Below are 17162 nucleotides of genomic sequence, written 5' to 3'. Positions count from 1 at the left end.
GGCTTCCACAGGTCCGGCCCGCCCGCCGTTCTACTCGCCGACCACCCCGTCGATCGCTTCGCGCAGCAGGTCGGCATGGCCGTTGTGACGCGCGTACTCCTCGATCATGTGCGTCAGGACATAGCGCAGCGAGATGGCCTCGCCCCGAAACGCCACCGTGTCCTCAAGGGACTCGAAGGAGTCCGTGACGGCGCGGGATCGCTCGCACGCCTCTAGCCAGAGCGTGAATGACTCGTCGACGTCTGCGTCGGACACAAGGAACTCTCCGTAGACGCCATCGACCGCAGGCCATCGGGGCTTGAGCTGCTCTTGGTTCAGCACGAAACGGAACCAGCTGGTCTCCACCTCGGCCGCGTGCCGGACGAGGCCGAGGAGAGTCAGACCTGAGGTCGGAACGGCTCGCCGTTTCAGCTGGTCGGCGTTCAACCCCTGGCATTTCATGGCCAAGGTGGCGCGCTGGTAGTCGAGGAACGAAGTGAGCGACATTCGGTCGTCGGCCACCTTTGAAGGTTCTGTCCGCTGGTAGTCCGTCACCGAGTGATCATGTCAAGGGCCCGGCCTGCAAGGGCACCCAGGACCGCGAAGTGGACACCGATCCACGCCCGAGACAGCCCGGCGCTCCGCCGTGCTTCGCTTACGTTCCCCCTGGTCGACCGACCGGCCTGGCGACCAGCCGTTCGCCGATGCGGACCCTAAGACGCGCCGCCGTCCCAGGAGATCGCCGCTTCCCGCCCCCGAAACCCCTCCGCATCCCACACCCCGTCAAGCCGCGGCGCCACCCAACTAGGCGCCGCCGCACGGAAGTCGGACGGCGCGAGTGCCCCCGCCCCCTCCGGCAGCGCCCCGAGCAGCGGTGCCCCCGCTACCTCCGGCAGGTCGGCCACATTGCAACGCGACGCCAGGTCAGGTGAGTTGGGCCAGCTGCCGATCACCACGCCCAGCAAGTCAAGTCCCCGGGAGCGGAGTTCACGGGCCGTCAGTTCCGTCGTGTTCAGGGTGCCGAGGCCCGCCGACGCCACCACCAGGACCGGCGCCCCCAGCAACCGCGCCGCGTCCGCCAGCGTGCCGCCCTCCGCGTCGAACCGTACGAGCAGCCCGCCCGCGCCCTCGACCAGCACCAGGTCGTGCTCGGTGGCCAACTTCTGGGCCGCTTCCGCCACTTCGTGCGGGCGTACCGGAGCCATACCGGCCCTGCGCGCCGCCGTGCCCGGTGCCAACGGCTCTGGATATCGGGCGAGTTCGGTCGCCGTCACGGCACCCGCGAGCCTCGCGACCTCGTCGGCGTCCCCGCGCTCCTCCGGCCGTAGACCCGTCTGGGCGGCCTTCAGGACGGCCACCGTGCGGCCGGCTGCGAGCGCCGCCGCTGCGACCGCGGCCGTGGTGACCGTCTTGCCGACCTCCGTGCCCGTGCCCGTGATCACCAGTACCGGCATGTCATCCCTCCCGCGCCGCCGCGCACACCGCGCGGGTGATCCGAGCCAGGTCGGCGTCGCCCGTGACGTACGGCGGCATCGTGTAGACGAGGTCGCGGAACGGCCGTAGCCACACGCCCTCGCGTACGGCCGCGTCCGTGGCGGCCTTCATGTCGACGGCGTGGTCGAGCTGGACCACGCCGATGGCGCCGAGGACGCGGACGTCCTGGACGCCGGGCAGCTGCGACGCTGGGGCCAGGCCCTCCCGTAGGCCTGCCTCGATGCGCTTGATCTCCGTCAACCAGTCCTGGTTCAGGAGGAGTTCGAGCGAGGCGCAGGCGACGGCCGCCGCCAGCGGGTTGGCCATGAAGGTCGGGCCGTGGGCCAGGATCGGTACCTCGCCCTGCGAGATGCCCTCGGCCACGCGTGACGTGCAGAGCGTGGCCGCCATCGTCATATAGCCGCCGGTCAGCGCCTTGCCCACGCACATCACGTCCGGTGTCACCGCCGCGTGGTCCGCCGCGAACAGCGCGCCCGTGCGGCCGAAGCCCGTCGCGATCTCGTCGAACACCAGCAGCACGTCGTGCGCGTCGCACGCCTCGCGCAGCACCCGCAGATACGCGGGGGAGTGGAACCGCATCCCGCCCGCACCCTGCACCACCGGCTCCACGATCACCGCGGCCAGTTCGTGAGCATGCCGACCGATGAGCTCGCGCAGCTGGTCGGCGTAGGACTCCTCGTACTCCGTCGGGGGCGCGTCGGCGAACACCTGCCGGGGCAGAACCCCTGACCACAGCTCGTGCATCCCGCCCTCGGGGTCGCACACCGACATCGGCTGCCAGGTGTCGCCGTGGTAGCCGCCGCGCCAGGTCAGCAGGCGCTGTTTCGCGGGGCGGCCGAGCGAGCGCCAGTACTGGAGGCACATCTTCACCGCCACCTCGACCGACACCGAGCCCGAGTCGGCGAGGAAGACGTGTTCCAGGCCGTCGGGTGACATGTCGACAAGGAGCTTCGCCAGGCGTACGGCGGGCTCGTGCGTGAGCCCGCCGAACATGACGTGGCTCATCCGGCCGAGCTGTTCCTGCGCGGCCTCGTTGAGCACGGGGTGGTTGTAGCCGTGGATCGCCGACCACCAGGACGACATCCCGTCGACCAACTCGCCCCCGCCGTCCGCCAGTCGGAGCCGTACCCCGCTCGCCGACTCCACGACGAGCGGGTCGACCCGGCCGGGCATCGGACCGTACGGATGCCAGACGTGCCGCCGGTCCAGTTCCAGCAGCTCCGGGACGGGCAGGTGGCCGATCGGGTCAGGCATTGGGCGCGATGTCCGTTCCGGCACCTCGACGGCGTACGGAGACCAGGTCCCGGCGGACCTCGTCGACCTGCGGCACGGGAGCCGACGTAGACGCGGCAGCGGGAGCGGAACCGGAGACTGCGGCGCCCTCGTGCCCGCCGCAGCCGGCACCTTCGTGTGATCCGCAGCCCGCGCCCTCGTGAGACCCGCAGCCGCCCGCCGACACCGTCGCCCGGTGCTGCGGCAGCGTCACCTCGCCCGCGCCCTCCACCTCGAAGCCCGCGTCCGCGATCATCTCCAGGTCGGCGTGGCCTGCCTGGCCCTCGGACGTCAGGTAGTCGCCGAGGAAGATCGAGTTGGCGAGGTTCAGGGCGAGGGGCTGCATCGTGCGCAGGTGGACCTCACGGCCGCCCGCGATGCGGACCTCGACGTCCGGGCAGACGAAGCGGACCATCGCGAGGATGCGCAGACACCGCTGCGGGGTGAGGTGCCACTCGGCGGCGAGCGGGGTGCCCTCCATCGGGATCAGGAAGTTCACCGGCACCGAGTCCGGGTCGAGGTCGCGGAGGGAGAAGACGACGTCGATCAGGTCCTCGTCCGTCTCGCCCATGCCGGCGATCAGGCCCGAGCAGGCGGACAGGCCCGCCGCGTGCGCCTTCTGCACGGTGTCGACGCGGTCGGCGTAGGTGTGGGTGGTGGTGATGTCGCCGTACGTCGACTCGGACGTGTTGAGGTTGTGGTTGTAGGCGTCCGCGCCGGCCTCGCGCAGCCGGTCCGCCTGGCCGTCGGAGAGCAGGCCGAGGCACGCGCACACCTCGACGCCCTCGTTCTGGTCCTTGATCGCCTTGATGGTGCCCGCGACCCGGTCCACGTCCCGGTCGGTCGGACCCCGACCGGAGGCCACCAGGCAGACACGCTTGGCGCCTCCCGCCACACCGGCCGCCGCGGCCTTCGAGGCAGCGTCGGGTTTCAGCCACGTGTACTTCAGGATCTCGGCCTTGGAACCGAGCCGCTGCGAGCAGTACGAGCAGTCCTCGGGGCACAGGCCGGACTTCAGGTTGACGAGGTAGTTGAGCTTCACCCGTCGGCCGAACCAGTGCCGGCGCACCTTTCCGGCCGCGGCCACGACATCCAGCAGGTCGTCGTCCGAGGTGGCGAGGACGGCGAGAGCTTCCGCGCGGGTCGGCAGCTCGCGCCGAAGCCCCTTGTCCACGAGCGTGTTCAGCAGGTCCATGAGATCCGATCCTGTCCTACGGGACCGCCCGCGGCCAAGGAGAGAACGAACAAGACCTGGGGCTGGGCATGTGGGTATCACCACACCATGGGGGGCTCGTCGTCCGATTAGTGTCTGTGCACTGCCTACAAAAGCCCGGAGGAACCATGGCGTTCGGCTGGATCGACGAGCAGGCGGAGCAGCGCCGTCGCGCCGGGCTCGTACGGACGCTGCGGCCCCGGGCCGCCGACTCGCCGCTCCTCGATCTCGCGAGCAACGACTACCTGGGGCTCGCCCATCATCCCGAGGTCGTCGAGGGGGCCGCCGATGCGGCGCGGACCTGGGGCGGGGGGTCCACCGGGTCGCGGCTCGTCACCGGTACGACCGAGTTGCATGCCCAACTGGAGCGCGAGCTGGCCGAGTTCACCGGGTTCGAGGCCGCCCTCGTCTTCTCCTCCGGCTACGCGGCCAACCTCGCCGCGGTCACCACGCTCGCCCCGCACGGCTCGCTGATCGTCTCCGACGCGGGCAACCACGCCTCGCTCATCGACGGCTGCCGGTTGGCGCGGGGTGCGACCCAGGTCGTAGGGCATGCCGACCCGGACGGGGTGCGCAAGGCGCTGCGGACGCATGACGGGCAGGCCCTGGTCGTGTCCGACTCGGTGTTCTCCGTGGACGGGGACGCGGCGCCGGTGGGGGCGCTCGCCGAGGCGTGCCGGGAGTTCGGGGCCGGGTTGCTGCTCGACGACGCGCACGGGCTCGGGGTGCTGGGCGACGGGGGGCGCGGGGCGCCGTACGCGGCGGGACTCGCGGGGAGTGCGGACGTGGTCGTGACGGTCACGTTGTCCAAGTCGCTCGGGAGTCAGGGCGGTGCCGTGCTCGGGCCGGCCCGCGTCATCGACCATCTGGTCAACGCGGCGCGGACGTTCATCTTCGACACGGGGCTGGCGCCCGCGGCGGCCGGTGCGGCGCTGGCGGCGCTCACCCTGCTGCGGCGCGAACCCGAGCGGGCCGCCCGGGCCCGCGCCGTGGCGAGTGAGCTGCACGCGCGTCTCACCGCCGCGGGTCTGGAAGCGGTACGTCCGGACGCCGCCGTGGTGTCGGTGCGTGCGCCGTCCCCGGAGGCGGCCGTGCGATGGGCGGCCGACTGCCGTACGGCAGGGCTGGCCGTGGGCTGCTTCCGTCCTCCTTCCGTGCCCGACGGCATCTCACGGCTCAGGCTGACCGCCCGAGCGGACCTCTCCGGGGCCGAGATCGAACGCGCTGTACATGTGATCGGCGAGACGCGACCATGAGTCGGCGTTACACGGCCGTGCGTCGCTGACGGGCGGAACTGTCAGTGGAACGTGGCGAGGAAGCCCGTCCAGCTCGCGGGGGAGAAGAGCAGGGCGGGTCCTTGCGGGTCCTTCGAGTCGCGTACGGCGAGCAGCCCCGCGCGGGGGCCTGAGCGCGGACGAGCCGCCTCGACGCAGTTGTTCGCTCCCGTGCTGTAGCTGCTGCGCAGCCACCGCACACCGGACAGATCAGAGCTGTCAGAACTGGAAGGTACGTTCCGAGGCAGTGCAGACATGGTGCCTCCTTACGCGCCGTCACCTATCCCGGCGATGTAATCCAACGAATCCTCGGGCGAAAGGGCGTGGAACTGAAGGGTCTTGAAGGCCTCGCTGTAGGCCTCTAGGTCTTCTTTCCGTTCGAGGTAGAGGCTACTCGTCAAATGGTCTAGAACAACCACGTCCAGATCAGAAGTGCTCGGAAAGGAGAAGATTACGAAAGGGCCGGTGATGCCGATGTGTGCTCCTGCGGCGAACGGCAGTACCTGAAGCCTCACTTGGGGCAGGTGGGCCGCCTCCGTCAGCCGGTCCAGCTGACGTGCCATCACCCCGGGCCCGCCGACCTCCCGCCGCAGCACGGCTTCGTCGAGGACCACGCTCAGGTCCAGCGGGGGGTCCGCGCGCAGGATGTCCTGCCTGGCCAGCCGTACTTGCACCAGCGCGTCGAGCCGGTCGGGGCCGTCGTTGTCGAGGCCGCCCACGGCGGCCCTGGTCACCGCGCGGGCGTACTCGGGCGTCTGCAGCAGTCCGGGGACCACTGAGGTCTCCAGGGTGCGGATCGTGCTGGCCTGTGACTCCAGGCTGATGAAGTCCCGGTAGGCGGGCGGCAGTACACCGCGATACGCGTGCCACCAGTGGTGCCGGCCGCCGCCGTCGTCGGAGCCGGCCAACACGAGGAGCATGTCCCGAAGTTGTGGGTCGCCGACCTGGTAGGCGTCCAGGAGTAACCGGACGTCGGGCGGTTTCACGCCACTCGCGCCGGTCTCGATGCGGCTCACCTTCGACTGGTGCCAGCCGACCAGCCGGGCCGCCTCACCGCTGGTGAGCCCCGCCTCCGCACGCAGGGTGCGGAGTTCGGCGCCCAGTTTCCGGCGGCGCACCGCGGGACCGTACTGCATGGGTTTCTCCTTACTCCTTCCGAGCCGCCCAAATACGGTCTGGGGTCGCAGAGTTCACCGCTTCGAGCGACAGATATATGCATATCTTGGTGGATCGCCACCGTTAACGGCGCCGTAATGGCAGTCTGGCGAAGAAGCACCAGTCCGGGACCGTACTCGAACCATCCGCTCCGTGTCGGACACCGGTCCCGCGGGAAAGGGACGACCGCGCCATGGCAGACCATCTGGAAGCATCCGTCACTCTGCCGAGCGATCCCGCCTCGGTGTCCGCCGCCCGCACCTATGTCGTCGGGACCCTGGCCGAATGGGGCCTGCCGGCCGACACGGAGGCCGCCGACACCATCCGCCTCATCGTGTCGGAACTCGCCACCAACGCCGTACAGCACACCTTCGGGCAGTCACCCACCTTCACGGTGGACATCGAGCTGGAGCGTGACGAACGGCTGCGCATCGGGGTCACCGACAGCCATCCCCGCTTCCCGAAACGCCTGCCGGCCGCCGTCCAGCAGGACAACGGCCGGGGCATGGTGATCATCCGCTGGCTGACCGCGGAGTGCGGCGGCAAACTCAAGGTCCGGCCCACCCTGGAGGGCGGCAAGACGGTCTCCGTAGAGGTCCCCTGGACGGTACCGGCCCGACCGGTGACCGCGGCGGGCCAGCAGGAGCCGTAGAGCAGCGTGGTGAACGTCCCTGGACACCCGAGGGGGTGGCGGCCTGTCAGGTGGCCGCCACCCCCTCGGGAGATGGAGATTCGGACAGGTCCTAGCTGACCCGGCCGTACCAGACGCTCTTGGTCCAGATCTTCTGCAGCCTCACCACGTCCCCGGTCTTCGGGGCGTGCCAGATCTTTCCCTTACCGGCGTAGATGCCGACGTGGTAGACGCTGGAGCCCGAGTGGAAGAACACGAGGTCCCCGGCCTTGCGGCTCTTGGCCGAGATGTGGTGGGACTTGTTGTACTGCTGGGCCGCCGTACGGGGCAGTTTCTTGCCTGCCTTCTTGTACGAGTACAGCGTGAGCCCGGAGCAGTCGAAGCGGCCCGGTCCGGTGGCCCCGTACCTGTACGGAGCGCCCTTCTTGGACGCCGCGACCTGGAGTGCCTTCGTCGCGGGTGTCGCGGCCGCGGCGTCGGCTGCGACGCCCGGTATCACGACGGAACCGCCAACAGCGGCGATGGCAAAAGCCGAGGCCGTACCGGCCCTGACCATCAGCGACGGGACACGATTGAGCGCAGTCATGCGCAACCCTTCGTCAGCCGCCTGTGAAGGATGACCTGTCGGATTCGGGCTGGCGAAGTTGCCCGGCCGCTGACGCGGCTTCACCCCAAGGGCTGCTCGACCCGGTCATGGCGTGACCGTCCCGGCGACCCGTCGTGCTTGGGTCCTCCACTCCTGCCGATGCAATCCTGTCGACCTGTCATCCGGGCGGCGGCAGGACTCGGCGTCCGCCCGGATCGCCCCGCCGCTGCGGCGGGGTCTTGTCGTCAGACAGGGATCTTGACCTATTGATGTCTGAAAATCCCAATGGAATCGGGGATTTGTGGGGTTACTCACCACTCACCCGTTCGGGTGGACACCGAGATGTTCGAATAGATGTCGAAGCGGTCAAATGCCCCCGGACCAGCGTCGGAACACCTCACCGCCCCCACTGGACTACGCGCGTTGCGCAACCCCAACGGCCTTGTCGAAGGAGGGTTGTCTACTCCGAACGGGGGTACGCCGTTTGGTCCGTTTCGACTCGGCCCCGGACGCGCCTTCGGCGAGACGCGTCCGCCCGGGACGGCTCCGCGTCCCTCAACTGTCGGAGGGCGCGGGGATGGTGACGCGGGCCGTGCGGCGCTCCCCGTCCAGCACGCGCAGCGCCCGCGCAAGCGTGGGAGCGTGCAGCTCGGTCTCGCCCCGCTGATGCATCAGCTCCAGCGCGTCCCGCAATTGAGTGGCCTTGGCCACCAGCGCCTGAGCGGCCCTCAGGCCACGGTAGGTGTCCCCGTGATGCGCGGGGTTGATACGGCCCAGCAGGTCGGCCACATCGAGGTAACGGTCGATCAACTCGCCCTCGGCGCGCGTCAACGCGGGGAGTGGCGGCAGCTCCGGCGGCAGCATCGTCGGCTCACTCCCCGCCCGGCTCGGTGAGCGAGGTCTTGCGGGTGGCCACGATCCGGTCCACCAAGCCGTATTCCAGGGCCTGTTGGGCGTCCATGATCCGGTCCCGCTCGATGTCCGCGCTCACCTGCTCCACCGTCCGGCCCGTGTGCAGGGCGAGCAGCGCCTCCAGTTGGACCCGCGTACGCGCCAACTCCTCGGCCTGGATGGCGAGATCACTCGCCTGACCCTGGATCGGCTCGGGGAACGAGGGCTGGTGGAGCACCACCCGCGCACCCGGCAGCGCCGACCGCTTGCCCGGCGTGCCCGCCGCCAGCAGCACCGCCGCGGAGGTGCCGGCCTGGCCGAGGCAGACCGTCTCCACGTCACACGTGACGAACCGCAACGTGTCGTAGATCGCCGACATCGCGGTGGACGATCCGCCGGGCGAGTTGATGTACAGCGAGATGTCCCGGTCCGGTGCCTGGTACTCGAGGTGCATGAACTGGGCCATCACATCGTTCGCCGAGATGTCGTCGATCGGCGTCCCGAGGAAGACGATCCGCTCCTCCAGCAGCTTCGAGTACGGGTCGAGGGTCCGGTGGCCGGCGCTGGTGCGCTCGGTGAACTCGGGCAGGACGTGGCGGGCGGACGGTCGGGTCATGGCGTAGTCCCTCACTGGCTGGCGCTGGCTGGCCTCTGCTCTGGCTTGCTCTGTACAAAATGTACAGGACGTATGGAACGTATGATGGGCTCATGGCCTACGAGATTCCGGTGACGCAAGCCAGGGCTGAGCTCGCCGACCTGATCAACCGGGTGGTGTACGGCGCCGAGCGCGTTGTCGTGACACGGCACGGGAAGCCGCTCGTCGCCCTTGTCTCTGCCGCTGACCTGGAACGACTGAATGAGCTGGACCGGGCCGGTGAGGAGCGGGTGATCAGTGCCGTCTCCGCCGTGCGTGAGGTCGCGTCCGCTCCTCGCGAACACCAGCGGTTCGGTATCGCGGCCGAACACCGGGGCTCGAATCCCTCGTAGCGGGAGGTCGCGCGAGGGGTCGTGTGCGGGACCGCTCTACGGGCGTAGATGTGATTGTCCTGATCACAGCTCGGTTAACTTGCTTGAAACGCCGTCCAACTAGCCTGCCGATCCACGCCACCAGGGACTTTGCTCTGGAGGCTGAGCGGGTCCGGCGAAGTCCGTTGCGGTTCGGCAGCGCCCCGAAGGGGCGCGGGGAACTGCGCGACCAGCCACGACGGACCTTCGGAAGACGTCCCGCACTCCGAGCGGAGCGTTTAGGCGGCAGCCGGACCCCGCACGGTCCGGAGCGAGGACTGTGAGGTGGGACGTGCAACTGACCCCGCACGAGCAAGAGAGGCTGCTGATCCATGTGGCGGCCGACGTGGCCGAGAAGCGCCGCGCCCGTGGTGTGAAGCTGAACCACCCCGAGGCGGTCGCCCTCATCACGTCGCACATCCTCGAAGGCGCCCGTGACGGCCGGACCGTCGCCGAGCTGATGTCCTCCGGGCGCAAGCTGCTCACCAGGGACGACGTCATGGTGGGCATCCCCGAGATGATCCACGACGTACAGGTCGAGGCGACCTTCCCGGACGGCACCAAGCTCGTCACCGTCCACGACCCGATCGTGTAGGAGGCCTCGATGATTCCCGGCGAGATCCTGTTCGCGGACGACCCGATCGTCTACAACGCGGGCCGCGAGGTCACACGGATGACCGTCCTCAACGCCGCCGACCGGCCCGTCCAGGTCGGCTCCCACTACCACTTCGCCGAGGCCAACCCCGGCCTCGAGTTCGACCGCGCCGCCGCGCGCGGGCAGCGGCTCAACGTCGCCGCCGGTACCGCCGTGCGCTTCGAGCCGGGGATCCCCGTCGACGTCGAACTCGTCCCGCTGGTCGGCGCCCGGATCGTGCCCGGACTGCGCGGGGAGACCGGAGGTGCCCTCGATGCCTGAGATCTCCCGTGCCGCGTACGCGGACCTGTTCGGGCCGACCACCGGCGACCGGATCCGGCTCGCCGACACCGATCTGTTGATCGAGATCGAGGAGGACCGCAGCGGCGGTCCCGGACTCGCCGGTGACGAGGCCGTGTTCGGCGGCGGCAAGGTCATCCGCGAGTCGATGGGCCAGGCGCGTGCCTCCCGCGCGGAGGGCACCCCCGACACCGTCATCACCGGTGCCGTGATCGTCGACCACTGGGGCATCGTCAAGGCCGACGTCGGCATCCGCGACGGCCGTATCACCGGCATCGGCAAGGCCGGCAACCCCGACACCATGGACGGCATCCACCCCGACCTGGTGATCGGCCCCGAGACCGAGGTCATCGCCGGCAACGGACGCATCCTCACCTCCGGCGCCGTCGACGCGCACGTCCACTTCATCTGCCCGCAGATCGCCGACGAGGCGCTCTCCGCCGGGGTCACCACGCTGGTCGGCGGCGGTACCGGACCGGCCGAGGGTTCCAAGGCGACCACCGTGACGCCCGGGCCGTGGCATCTCGCCCGGATGATGGCGGCGATGGAGCAGTACCCGCTCAACATCGGCTTCCTCGGCAAGGGCAACACCGTCTCGCACGACGCGATGATGTCCCAGATCCGAGGGGGAGCGCTGGGGCTGAAGCTGCATGAGGACTGGGGCTCGACCCCGGCCGTCATCGACGCCTCGCTCACCGTCGCCGACCGCACGGGCGTCCAGGTCGCCATCCACACCGACACGTTGAACGAGGCCGGGTTCGTCGGTGACACCCTCGCCGCGATCGCCGGACGCGGTATCCACGCGTACCACACCGAGGGTGCGGGCGGCGGGCACGCGCCGGACATCATGACCGTGGTCTCCGAGCCGCACGTGCTGCCCAGCTCCACCAACCCGACCCGGCCCTACACCGTCAACACCGCCGAGGAACACCTCGACATGCTGATGGTGTGCCACCACCTCAACCCGGCGGTCCCCGAGGACCTGGCCTTCGCCGAGTCCCGCATCCGTCCCTCGACCATCGGCGCGGAGGACATCCTCCACGACCTCGGCGCCATCTCGATCATCTCCTCCGACGCGCAGGCGATGGGGCGGGTCGGCGAGGTCATCATGCGGACCTGGCAGACGGCGCATGTGATGAAGCGGCGGCGGGGTGCGCTGCCGGGTGACGGGCGCGCGGACAACCACCGTGTCCGGCGCTACATCGCCAAGTACACGATCAACCCCGCCCTCGCGCAGGGCCTCGCCCGCGAGATCGGTTCCGTCGAGACCGGCAAGCTCGCCGACCTCGTGCTGTGGGAGCCGGCGTTCTTCGGTGTCAAGCCGCACCTCGTCATCAAGGGCGGGCAGATCGCCTACGCGCAGATGGGCGATGCCAACGCGTCCATCCCGACACCTCAACCCATCCTGCCGCGGCCGATGTTCGGCGCGATCGGACGGGCACCGGCCGCCAACTCCTTCAACTTCGTCGCACCGTTGGCGATCGAGGACGGACTTCCCGAACGGCTCGACCTCGGCAAGAAGTTCATCGCCATCGAGTCCACGCGTGGGGTCACCAAGGCGGACATGCGGGAGAACGATGCCCGGCCTCGCGTCCAGGTCGACCCCGACAGCTTCGCCGTGCACATCGACGGGGAGCTCGTCGAGGCAACTCCGGCGGCCGAACTGCCCATGGCCCAGCGGTACTTCCTCTTCTGATGTCCAGGGGAGCATTGCTGGTTCTGGCCGACGGGCGCTTTCCCGCCGGGGGGCATGCGCACTCCGGCGGGGCGGAAGCCGCCGTCAAGGCCGGGCGCGTCACCGGCGCGGCCACTCTTGGTGAGTTCTGCCGGGGGCGGTTGCATACGGCCGGTCTCGTGTCCGCCGCGGTGGCCGCTGCGGCCGTACTCGGTGCCGATCCGGGGGAGTTGGACCTCGCTGTCGATGCGCGGACTCCGTCGCCCGCGTTGCGGGTGGCCTCGCGGAGGCTGGGGCGGCAGTTGATGCGGGCCGCTCGGGCCACCTGGCCGTCCGCTGAACTCGACGCCCTCGCACGGGAGTTCCCCAAGGGGGCGCATCAGCCGGTGGTGTTGGGGCTGGTGGCTCGGTCGGCCGGGCTGGGGGCGGAGGATGCGGCGTACTGCGCGGCCTACGAGAGTGTGAGTGGGCCGGCGTCCGCGACGGTGCGGTTGCTGAGCCTGGACCCCTTCGACGCTACGGCCGTACTGGCCCGGTTGGCGCCGGAGTTGGACCTTGTCGCCGATCGGGCGGTGGAGGCGGGGCGGCGGGTTCTTGCCGAGGGGGTTGATGAACTTCCTTGTGCGTCCGCGCCGTTCCTGGAGATCGGGGCGGAGGCACATGCAGCTTGGGCTGTGCGGTTGTTCGCGTCGTAGGGGATTTCCTCGCCCCCGCCGCCCCTACCCGTCCCATCCTCCAGGGGCGCTGCCCCTTCGACCCCGTTCCCCGGGGGCTCCGCCCCCTGGACCCCCGATCGGCCTGGACGGCCTCGTCCTCAAACGCCGGACGGGCCAAGTGGTGCCGGCCCAGTTGAAAACCGACGCCGCCCCAGCTGACCTAGGAGCCGCCCCATGCATCTCGACCACACCCACGACGGCCCCGCCGCCGTCAGTGCCGACGCGCACCGCCCCGACGGAACCCACCGCGCCCTGCGGATCGGGCTCGGTGGGCCCGTCGGGTCCGGGAAGACCGCCACCGTCGCCGCGCTCTGCCGGGCCCTGCGGGACGAGCTGTCCCTCGCTGTCGTCACCAACGACATCTACACCCGCGAGGACGCCGAATTCCTGTTGCGGGAGGCTGTGTTGCCGCCCGAGCGGATCACCGCCGTGGAGACGGGGGCCTGTCCGCACACCGCCATTCGGGACGATATCTCCGCCAACCTCGAAGCCGTCGAGGACTTGGAGGACGAGGTCGGGCCGTTGGATCTCATCCTCGTCGAGTCGGGTGGGGACAACCTCACCGCCACCTTCTCCAAGGGGCTCGTCGACGCGCAGATCTTTGTGATCGACGTGGCCGGTGGGGACGACATTCCGCGCAAGGGCGGGCCCGGGGTGACCACGGCTGACCTGCTCGTGGTCAACAAGACCGACCTCGCGCCGTACGTCGGGTCCGATCTGGGGCGGATGGCCGCCGATGCCAAGGCTCAGCGGGCCGAACTGCCCGTCGTGTTCCAGTCGTTGAGGACAGAGGCGGGGGTCGGCGAGGTCGCCCGCTGGGTGCGGGAGCGGCTCGCCGCGTGGACGGCGTGATCGTGACCGGGGTGCGGGCCACCGCGCGGATCGTGGCCCGGGACGACGGGCGGGGCGGTACCGCGCTGCCCGTGCTGGAGGGGGACGGGCCGCTCGCGTTGCGGCGGACTCGGGCGAGTGGGTCCGAGGCTCGGGTCATGCTGGTCGGGGCCATGAGCGGGCCGCTCGGCGGGGATCACTTCGCCGTCGAGGCGGGTGTCGAGCGGGGGGCTCGGTTGCGGGTCGGGTCCGCTGCCGCGACCATCGCGCTGCCGGGGCAGGCGAAGGGCGAGTCACGGTACGACGTGCGGATCGACGTCGCCGAGGGTGGTGAACTGCACTGGTTGCCCGAGCAGTTGATCTCCGTGCAAGGTAGTGATCTGCGGGTGACTACGCGTGTCGACCTCGCCGGATCCGCCCGGCTCGTGCTGCGTGAGGAACAGGTGCTCGGGCGGGTGGGGGAGGAGCCGGGGCGGCTCACCAGTCGGCTCTCAGTAAAGGTTGCTGGGCGTACCGTGCTTGATCAGGAGTTGGCCTGTGGGCCGGGGGCGCCGGGTGGCTGGGACGGGCCCGCCGTGCTCGGCGGGCATCGCGCTGTGGGGCAACTCGTCGTCGTACGGCCGGAGTTCAGCCAGGAGCCGGTCGCGGCGCGCATGGTGGGGGAGTGTGCGAGCCTCGTGCCGCTCGCCGGGCCCGCCGTGCTGGTGAGCGCGATCGCCTCCGACGCGCTGCGGCTGCGGCGGGTATTGGACGAGGCGTTGGCGTTCCTCGGGTGAGTATCCGCTGAGCGGGACGGTCGTTTCCGCTTATCGGATTGGTAAAGAAGGTCAACCGCCTCTGTTCTCAGACGGCTCACAGCCGCGAGGATCCTCCGAGACCATTTCGCAACGATGTACGGGGAGGGGCCCACTTGAGGCACAACAAACCGAAGAGCCGGGTGATGGCGTTCGGTTCGGCCGGATTCGCGGCGGCGGCACTGATAGCCGGCGCCGTGGTGGCACCCGCGGCCAACGCGCAGACCAACCAGAGCGCCGGGTACGGGCAGGACCGCGCGGCGGCCCAGGGCGCCGCGCTCACCGCCGCCCGCGCCGCCAAGGCCGGGATCGACTGGCAGGACTGCCCCACCGACTGGGGCTTCGCGAAGCCGGTCCAGTGCGGCTGGGTCACCGTGCCGATCGACTACACCAAGCCGAACGGCAAGAAGATCAAACTCGCCGTCGACCGTGCGGTCAGCACCGGCACCGCGGCGGAGCGCCAGGGCGCGCTCGTCTACAACCCCGGCGGGCCGGGCGGCTCCGGAATGCGCTTCCCGCTCCGGGTCACCACCAAGAACCCGCTGTGGGTCAACACGTCCAAGGCGTACGACTTCGTGGGCTTCGACCCGCGCGGTGTCGGCCACTCGGCGCCCATCTCCTGTATCGACCCGCAGGAGTTCGTGAAGGCGCCCAAGGCGGACCCGGTACCGGACAGCACCGCCGACAAGAACGCCCAGCGCAAGTTGGCCCGTGAGTACGCCGACGGCTGCGCCAAGCGCACCGGCCGCACCATGCTCGCGCAGATGACCACGCCGAACACCGCGCGCGACCTCGACGTCATCCGCGCCGCCCTCGGCGAGAAGAAGCTCAACTACCTGGGCGTCTCCTACGGCACCTACCTCGGCGCCGTCTACGGCACCCTGTTCCCGAGCCACCTCCGCCGCATGATCGTCGACAGCGTCGTCAACCCGGCGCAGGACAACATCTGGTACGAGGCCAACCTGGGCCAGGACGTCGCCTTCGAGGGCCGCTGGAAGGACTGGGAGGACTGGGTCGCCAAGAACGACGCGGCCTTCCACCTCGGCACCACCCGTGCCGCCGTCCAGGCCAAGTGGCTCCAGCTGCGCGCCACCGCCAAGAAGAGCCCGCTCGGCGGGGTCGTCGGTCCGGCCGAGCTGCTCGGCTTCTTCCAGGGCGCCCCGTACTACGACTCCTCGTGGGTGCCGGTCGCCACCGCGTTCAGCAAGTACGTCGCCGGTGACCCCCAGCCGCTGATCGACGCGGCCTCGCCCGACATGTCGGACACTGCGGGCAACATCTCCTCGGAGAACGGCAACGCCGTCTACACGGCCGTCGAGTGCACCGACGCCAAGTGGCCCACCAGCTGGGCGAAGTGGGACAAGGACAACACGGCGCTCAACAAGAAGTACCCGTTCTTGACCTGGTCCAACGCCTGGATGAACCTGCCGTGCGCCACCTGGCCCGTCAAGCAGCAGTCCCCGGTCAAGGTCAAGACCGGCAAGGGTCTGCCGCCCGTCCTCATCGTGCAGTCGCAGCGCGACGCCGCCACGCCGTACGAGGGCGCGGTCGTCCTGCACAAGAGCTTCAAGGGCTCCCGGCTCATCACCGAGAAGGACGCCGGTTCGCACGGTGTGACCGGTCTGGTCAACCCGTGCATCAACTCCCGTGTCGACGCCTACCTGTTGACCGGCAAGCTCGACAAGGCCGACTTCACGTGCACCCCGCACGCGACGCCGGTGCCGTAAGCAGCACGTCGTAAACAGCAAGTCGTAGGCAGTAGTTGTACGTGGTGAGGGGCGGCCGGTTCAGAACCGGCCGCCCCTCACTCACATCGACTCAGGACTCTCGGGGTCTCAACTCAGCGGCAGGCGCGGGAACTTGCGTTCCTTCGCCGCGGCCGCCTGCTCCGCCTTGGCGACGGCCGCGTACTGGTCGACGTACTCCTGCTCGGAGAGCATGAGGATCGCGTACATGATCTCGTCGGTGACGGCGCGCAGGATCGCCTTCTCGTTCTCCATGCCCTCGTAGCGGGAGAAGTCGAGGGGCTTGCCGAAGCGGATCGTCACGGGGTGGATGTTGGGGATGACCTTGCCGGGGGGCTGGGCCTCGAAGGTGCCGATCATCGCGCAGGGGATGACCGGGACCTGGGCCGTCAGCGCCATGACCGCGACGCCGACCTTGCCCTTGTAGAGGCGGCCGTCGTGGGAGCGGGTGCCCTCCGGGTAGATGCCGAGCAGCTCGTCCTTGCTCAGGACGCCGAGGCCCTCGCGGATCGCGGCCTGACCCGCCTCCTTGCCGGAGCGGTCGACCGGGATCTGGCCCGCGCTGCGGAAGAAGGTCGCGGTGAGACGGCCGCGGATGCCGGGGCCGGTGAAGTACTCGGCCTTGGCGAGGAAGGTGATCCGGCGCTTGAGGACCGCCGGCAACAGGAAGTGGTCGGCGAACGACAGATGGTTGCCGGCGACGATCGCCGGGCCCTCCTCCGGTATGTGCTCCAGGCCCTCGATCCGGGGGCGGAAGGTCAGCCGGAGCAAAGGCCCCAGAATGACGTATTTCAGGAGGTAGTAGAACAAGGGGGGTCGCTCCTCACTCCGGCGGGTCGGCTCGACCGACCTGTTCTCGCAGGTCACCCGGTACCTCGTGAGCTGCCAGTGTAGGGGCAGGTGCCGCTGGGCGGAACCGGGGCGATCAGGTCGCCGCCGACACGACCGAGGGCGGCGAGGAGATCAT

At 69.7% G+C, this 17162-nt stretch carries 20 protein-coding genes and 1 riboswitch; of the genes, 10 read left to right on the top strand and 10 right to left on the bottom strand.

Going from position 1 to position 17162, the window contains the following annotated elements:
• Positions 1-30: 30 nt before the first annotated feature.
• From OG588_RS07050 to bioB, 4 genes are all read right to left on the bottom strand, one after another.
• Positions 31-534, bottom strand: coding sequence for a DinB family protein (locus OG588_RS07050; protein ID WP_405946530.1), 504 nt, complete (start codon positions 532-534; stop codon positions 31-33).
• Positions 535-692: 158 nt separating this feature from the next.
• Positions 693-1433: a dethiobiotin synthase gene (gene bioD, locus OG588_RS07045; RefSeq protein ID WP_405946529.1), complete on the bottom strand. Its 741-nt coding sequence runs from the start codon at positions 1431-1433 to the stop codon at positions 693-695.
• A 1-nt stretch (position 1434) separates the two neighbouring features.
• The gene (locus tag OG588_RS07040; protein ID WP_405946528.1) at positions 1435-2727 is read right to left on the bottom strand and encodes an adenosylmethionine--8-amino-7-oxononanoate transaminase; all 1293 of its coding nucleotides are present in this window, start codon (positions 2725-2727) and stop codon (positions 1435-1437) included.
• On the bottom strand, positions 2720-3940 hold the full coding sequence (gene bioB / locus OG588_RS07035) for a biotin synthase BioB (protein ID WP_405946527.1): 1221 nt from the start codon (positions 3938-3940) through the stop codon (positions 2720-2722). Before bioB ends, OG588_RS07040 begins: the two co-directional genes overlap by 8 nt.
• Positions 3941-4086: 146 nt before the next feature.
• Here bioB and OG588_RS07030 point away from each other — a divergent pair, with 146 nt between their 5' ends.
• The gene (locus OG588_RS07030) at positions 4087-5214 is read left to right on the top strand and encodes an 8-amino-7-oxononanoate synthase (RefSeq protein WP_405946526.1); all 1128 of its coding nucleotides are present in this window, start codon (positions 4087-4089) and stop codon (positions 5212-5214) included.
• Positions 5215-5255: 41 nt separating this feature from the next.
• Here OG588_RS07030 and OG588_RS07025 read toward each other — a convergent pair whose 3' ends face one another.
• Positions 5256-5489, bottom strand: coding sequence for a DUF397 domain-containing protein (locus OG588_RS07025; RefSeq protein ID WP_026150819.1), 234 nt, complete (start codon positions 5487-5489; stop codon positions 5256-5258).
• A 9-nt stretch (positions 5490-5498) separates the two neighbouring features.
• Positions 5499-6368: a helix-turn-helix domain-containing protein gene (locus OG588_RS07020; protein WP_405946525.1), complete on the bottom strand. Its 870-nt coding sequence runs from the start codon at positions 6366-6368 to the stop codon at positions 5499-5501.
• A gap of 212 nt (positions 6369-6580) precedes the next feature.
• On the opposite strand from OG588_RS07020, the gene OG588_RS07015 reads away from it, so the two are divergent.
• Positions 6581-7039, top strand: a complete 459-nt coding sequence (locus OG588_RS07015; protein ID WP_405946524.1) for an ATP-binding protein — start codon at positions 6581-6583, stop codon at positions 7037-7039.
• A 91-nt stretch (positions 7040-7130) separates the two neighbouring features.
• Here the strand turns inward: OG588_RS07015 and OG588_RS07010 are convergent, their stop codons facing one another.
• The 3 genes from OG588_RS07010 to OG588_RS07000 form a co-directional block, all read right to left on the bottom strand.
• The gene (locus OG588_RS07010) at positions 7131-7604 is read right to left on the bottom strand and encodes a C40 family peptidase (protein ID WP_405946523.1); all 474 of its coding nucleotides are present in this window, start codon (positions 7602-7604) and stop codon (positions 7131-7133) included.
• A gap of 3 nt (positions 7605-7607) precedes the next feature.
• A riboswitch (cyclic di-AMP (ydaO/yuaA leader) is annotated at positions 7608-7787 on the bottom strand.
• A gap of 372 nt (positions 7788-8159) precedes the next feature.
• Positions 8160-8468 carry a hypothetical protein gene (locus OG588_RS07005; RefSeq protein WP_019059528.1) on the bottom strand — a complete coding sequence of 103 codons (309 nt, stop codon included), beginning with the start codon at positions 8466-8468 and terminating at the stop codon, positions 8160-8162.
• Positions 8469-8475: 7 nt separating this feature from the next.
• Positions 8476-9111: an ATP-dependent Clp protease proteolytic subunit gene (locus OG588_RS07000; protein ID WP_405946522.1), complete on the bottom strand. Its 636-nt coding sequence runs from the start codon at positions 9109-9111 to the stop codon at positions 8476-8478.
• 92 nt (positions 9112-9203) lie between these two features.
• Here OG588_RS07000 and OG588_RS06995 point away from each other — a divergent pair, with 92 nt between their 5' ends.
• The 8 genes from OG588_RS06995 to OG588_RS06960 all read left to right on the top strand — a co-directional run bounded on the left by OG588_RS06995 (position 9204) and on the right by OG588_RS06960 (position 16177).
• A complete protein-coding gene (locus OG588_RS06995; RefSeq protein ID WP_019059530.1) occupies positions 9204-9482 on the top strand; it encodes a type II toxin-antitoxin system Phd/YefM family antitoxin in 279 nt (92 codons plus the stop codon).
• A 310-nt stretch (positions 9483-9792) separates the two neighbouring features.
• Positions 9793-10095: an urease subunit gamma gene (locus OG588_RS06990; protein WP_393045786.1), complete on the top strand. Its 303-nt coding sequence runs from the start codon at positions 9793-9795 to the stop codon at positions 10093-10095.
• A 9-nt stretch (positions 10096-10104) separates the two neighbouring features.
• Positions 10105-10416 (top strand): urease subunit beta, encoded by a 312-nt coding sequence (locus OG588_RS06985; protein ID WP_019059532.1) that lies wholly within the window; start codon positions 10105-10107, stop codon positions 10414-10416.
• Positions 10409-12130 carry an urease subunit alpha gene (locus OG588_RS06980; RefSeq protein ID WP_405946521.1) on the top strand — a complete coding sequence of 574 codons (1722 nt, stop codon included), beginning with the start codon at positions 10409-10411 and terminating at the stop codon, positions 12128-12130. The genes OG588_RS06985 and OG588_RS06980 overlap by 8 nt, the downstream gene beginning before the upstream one ends.
• Positions 12130-12804 (top strand): urease accessory protein UreF, encoded by a 675-nt coding sequence (locus tag OG588_RS06975; RefSeq protein ID WP_405946520.1) that lies wholly within the window; start codon positions 12130-12132, stop codon positions 12802-12804. The genes OG588_RS06980 and OG588_RS06975 overlap by 1 nt, the downstream gene beginning before the upstream one ends.
• Positions 12805-12999: 195 nt before the next feature.
• The gene (gene ureG / locus OG588_RS06970) at positions 13000-13677 is read left to right on the top strand and encodes an urease accessory protein UreG (RefSeq protein WP_366094174.1); all 678 of its coding nucleotides are present in this window, start codon (positions 13000-13002) and stop codon (positions 13675-13677) included.
• Positions 13665-14432 carry an urease accessory protein UreD gene (locus tag OG588_RS06965; protein ID WP_405946519.1) on the top strand — a complete coding sequence of 256 codons (768 nt, stop codon included), beginning with the start codon at positions 13665-13667 and terminating at the stop codon, positions 14430-14432. Before ureG ends, OG588_RS06965 begins: the two co-directional genes overlap by 13 nt.
• Before the next feature lie 164 nt (positions 14433-14596).
• Positions 14597-16177 carry an alpha/beta hydrolase gene (locus OG588_RS06960; protein ID WP_405953065.1) on the top strand — a complete coding sequence of 527 codons (1581 nt, stop codon included), beginning with the start codon at positions 14597-14599 and terminating at the stop codon, positions 16175-16177.
• A gap of 108 nt (positions 16178-16285) precedes the next feature.
• Here the strand turns inward: OG588_RS06960 and OG588_RS06955 are convergent, their stop codons facing one another.
• Positions 16286-17005 (bottom strand): lysophospholipid acyltransferase family protein, encoded by a 720-nt coding sequence (locus OG588_RS06955; protein ID WP_405946518.1) that lies wholly within the window; start codon positions 17003-17005, stop codon positions 16286-16288.
• Positions 17006-17162 lie beyond the last annotated feature (157 nt).

Source organism: Streptomyces prunicolor, assembly GCF_045162825.1.
Taxonomy (GTDB): domain Bacteria; phylum Actinomycetota; class Actinomycetes; order Streptomycetales; family Streptomycetaceae; genus Streptomyces; species Streptomyces prunicolor.
Note: the sequence above shows the minus strand (reverse complement) of the source record. Positions and strands in the feature narration are given on the sequence as shown.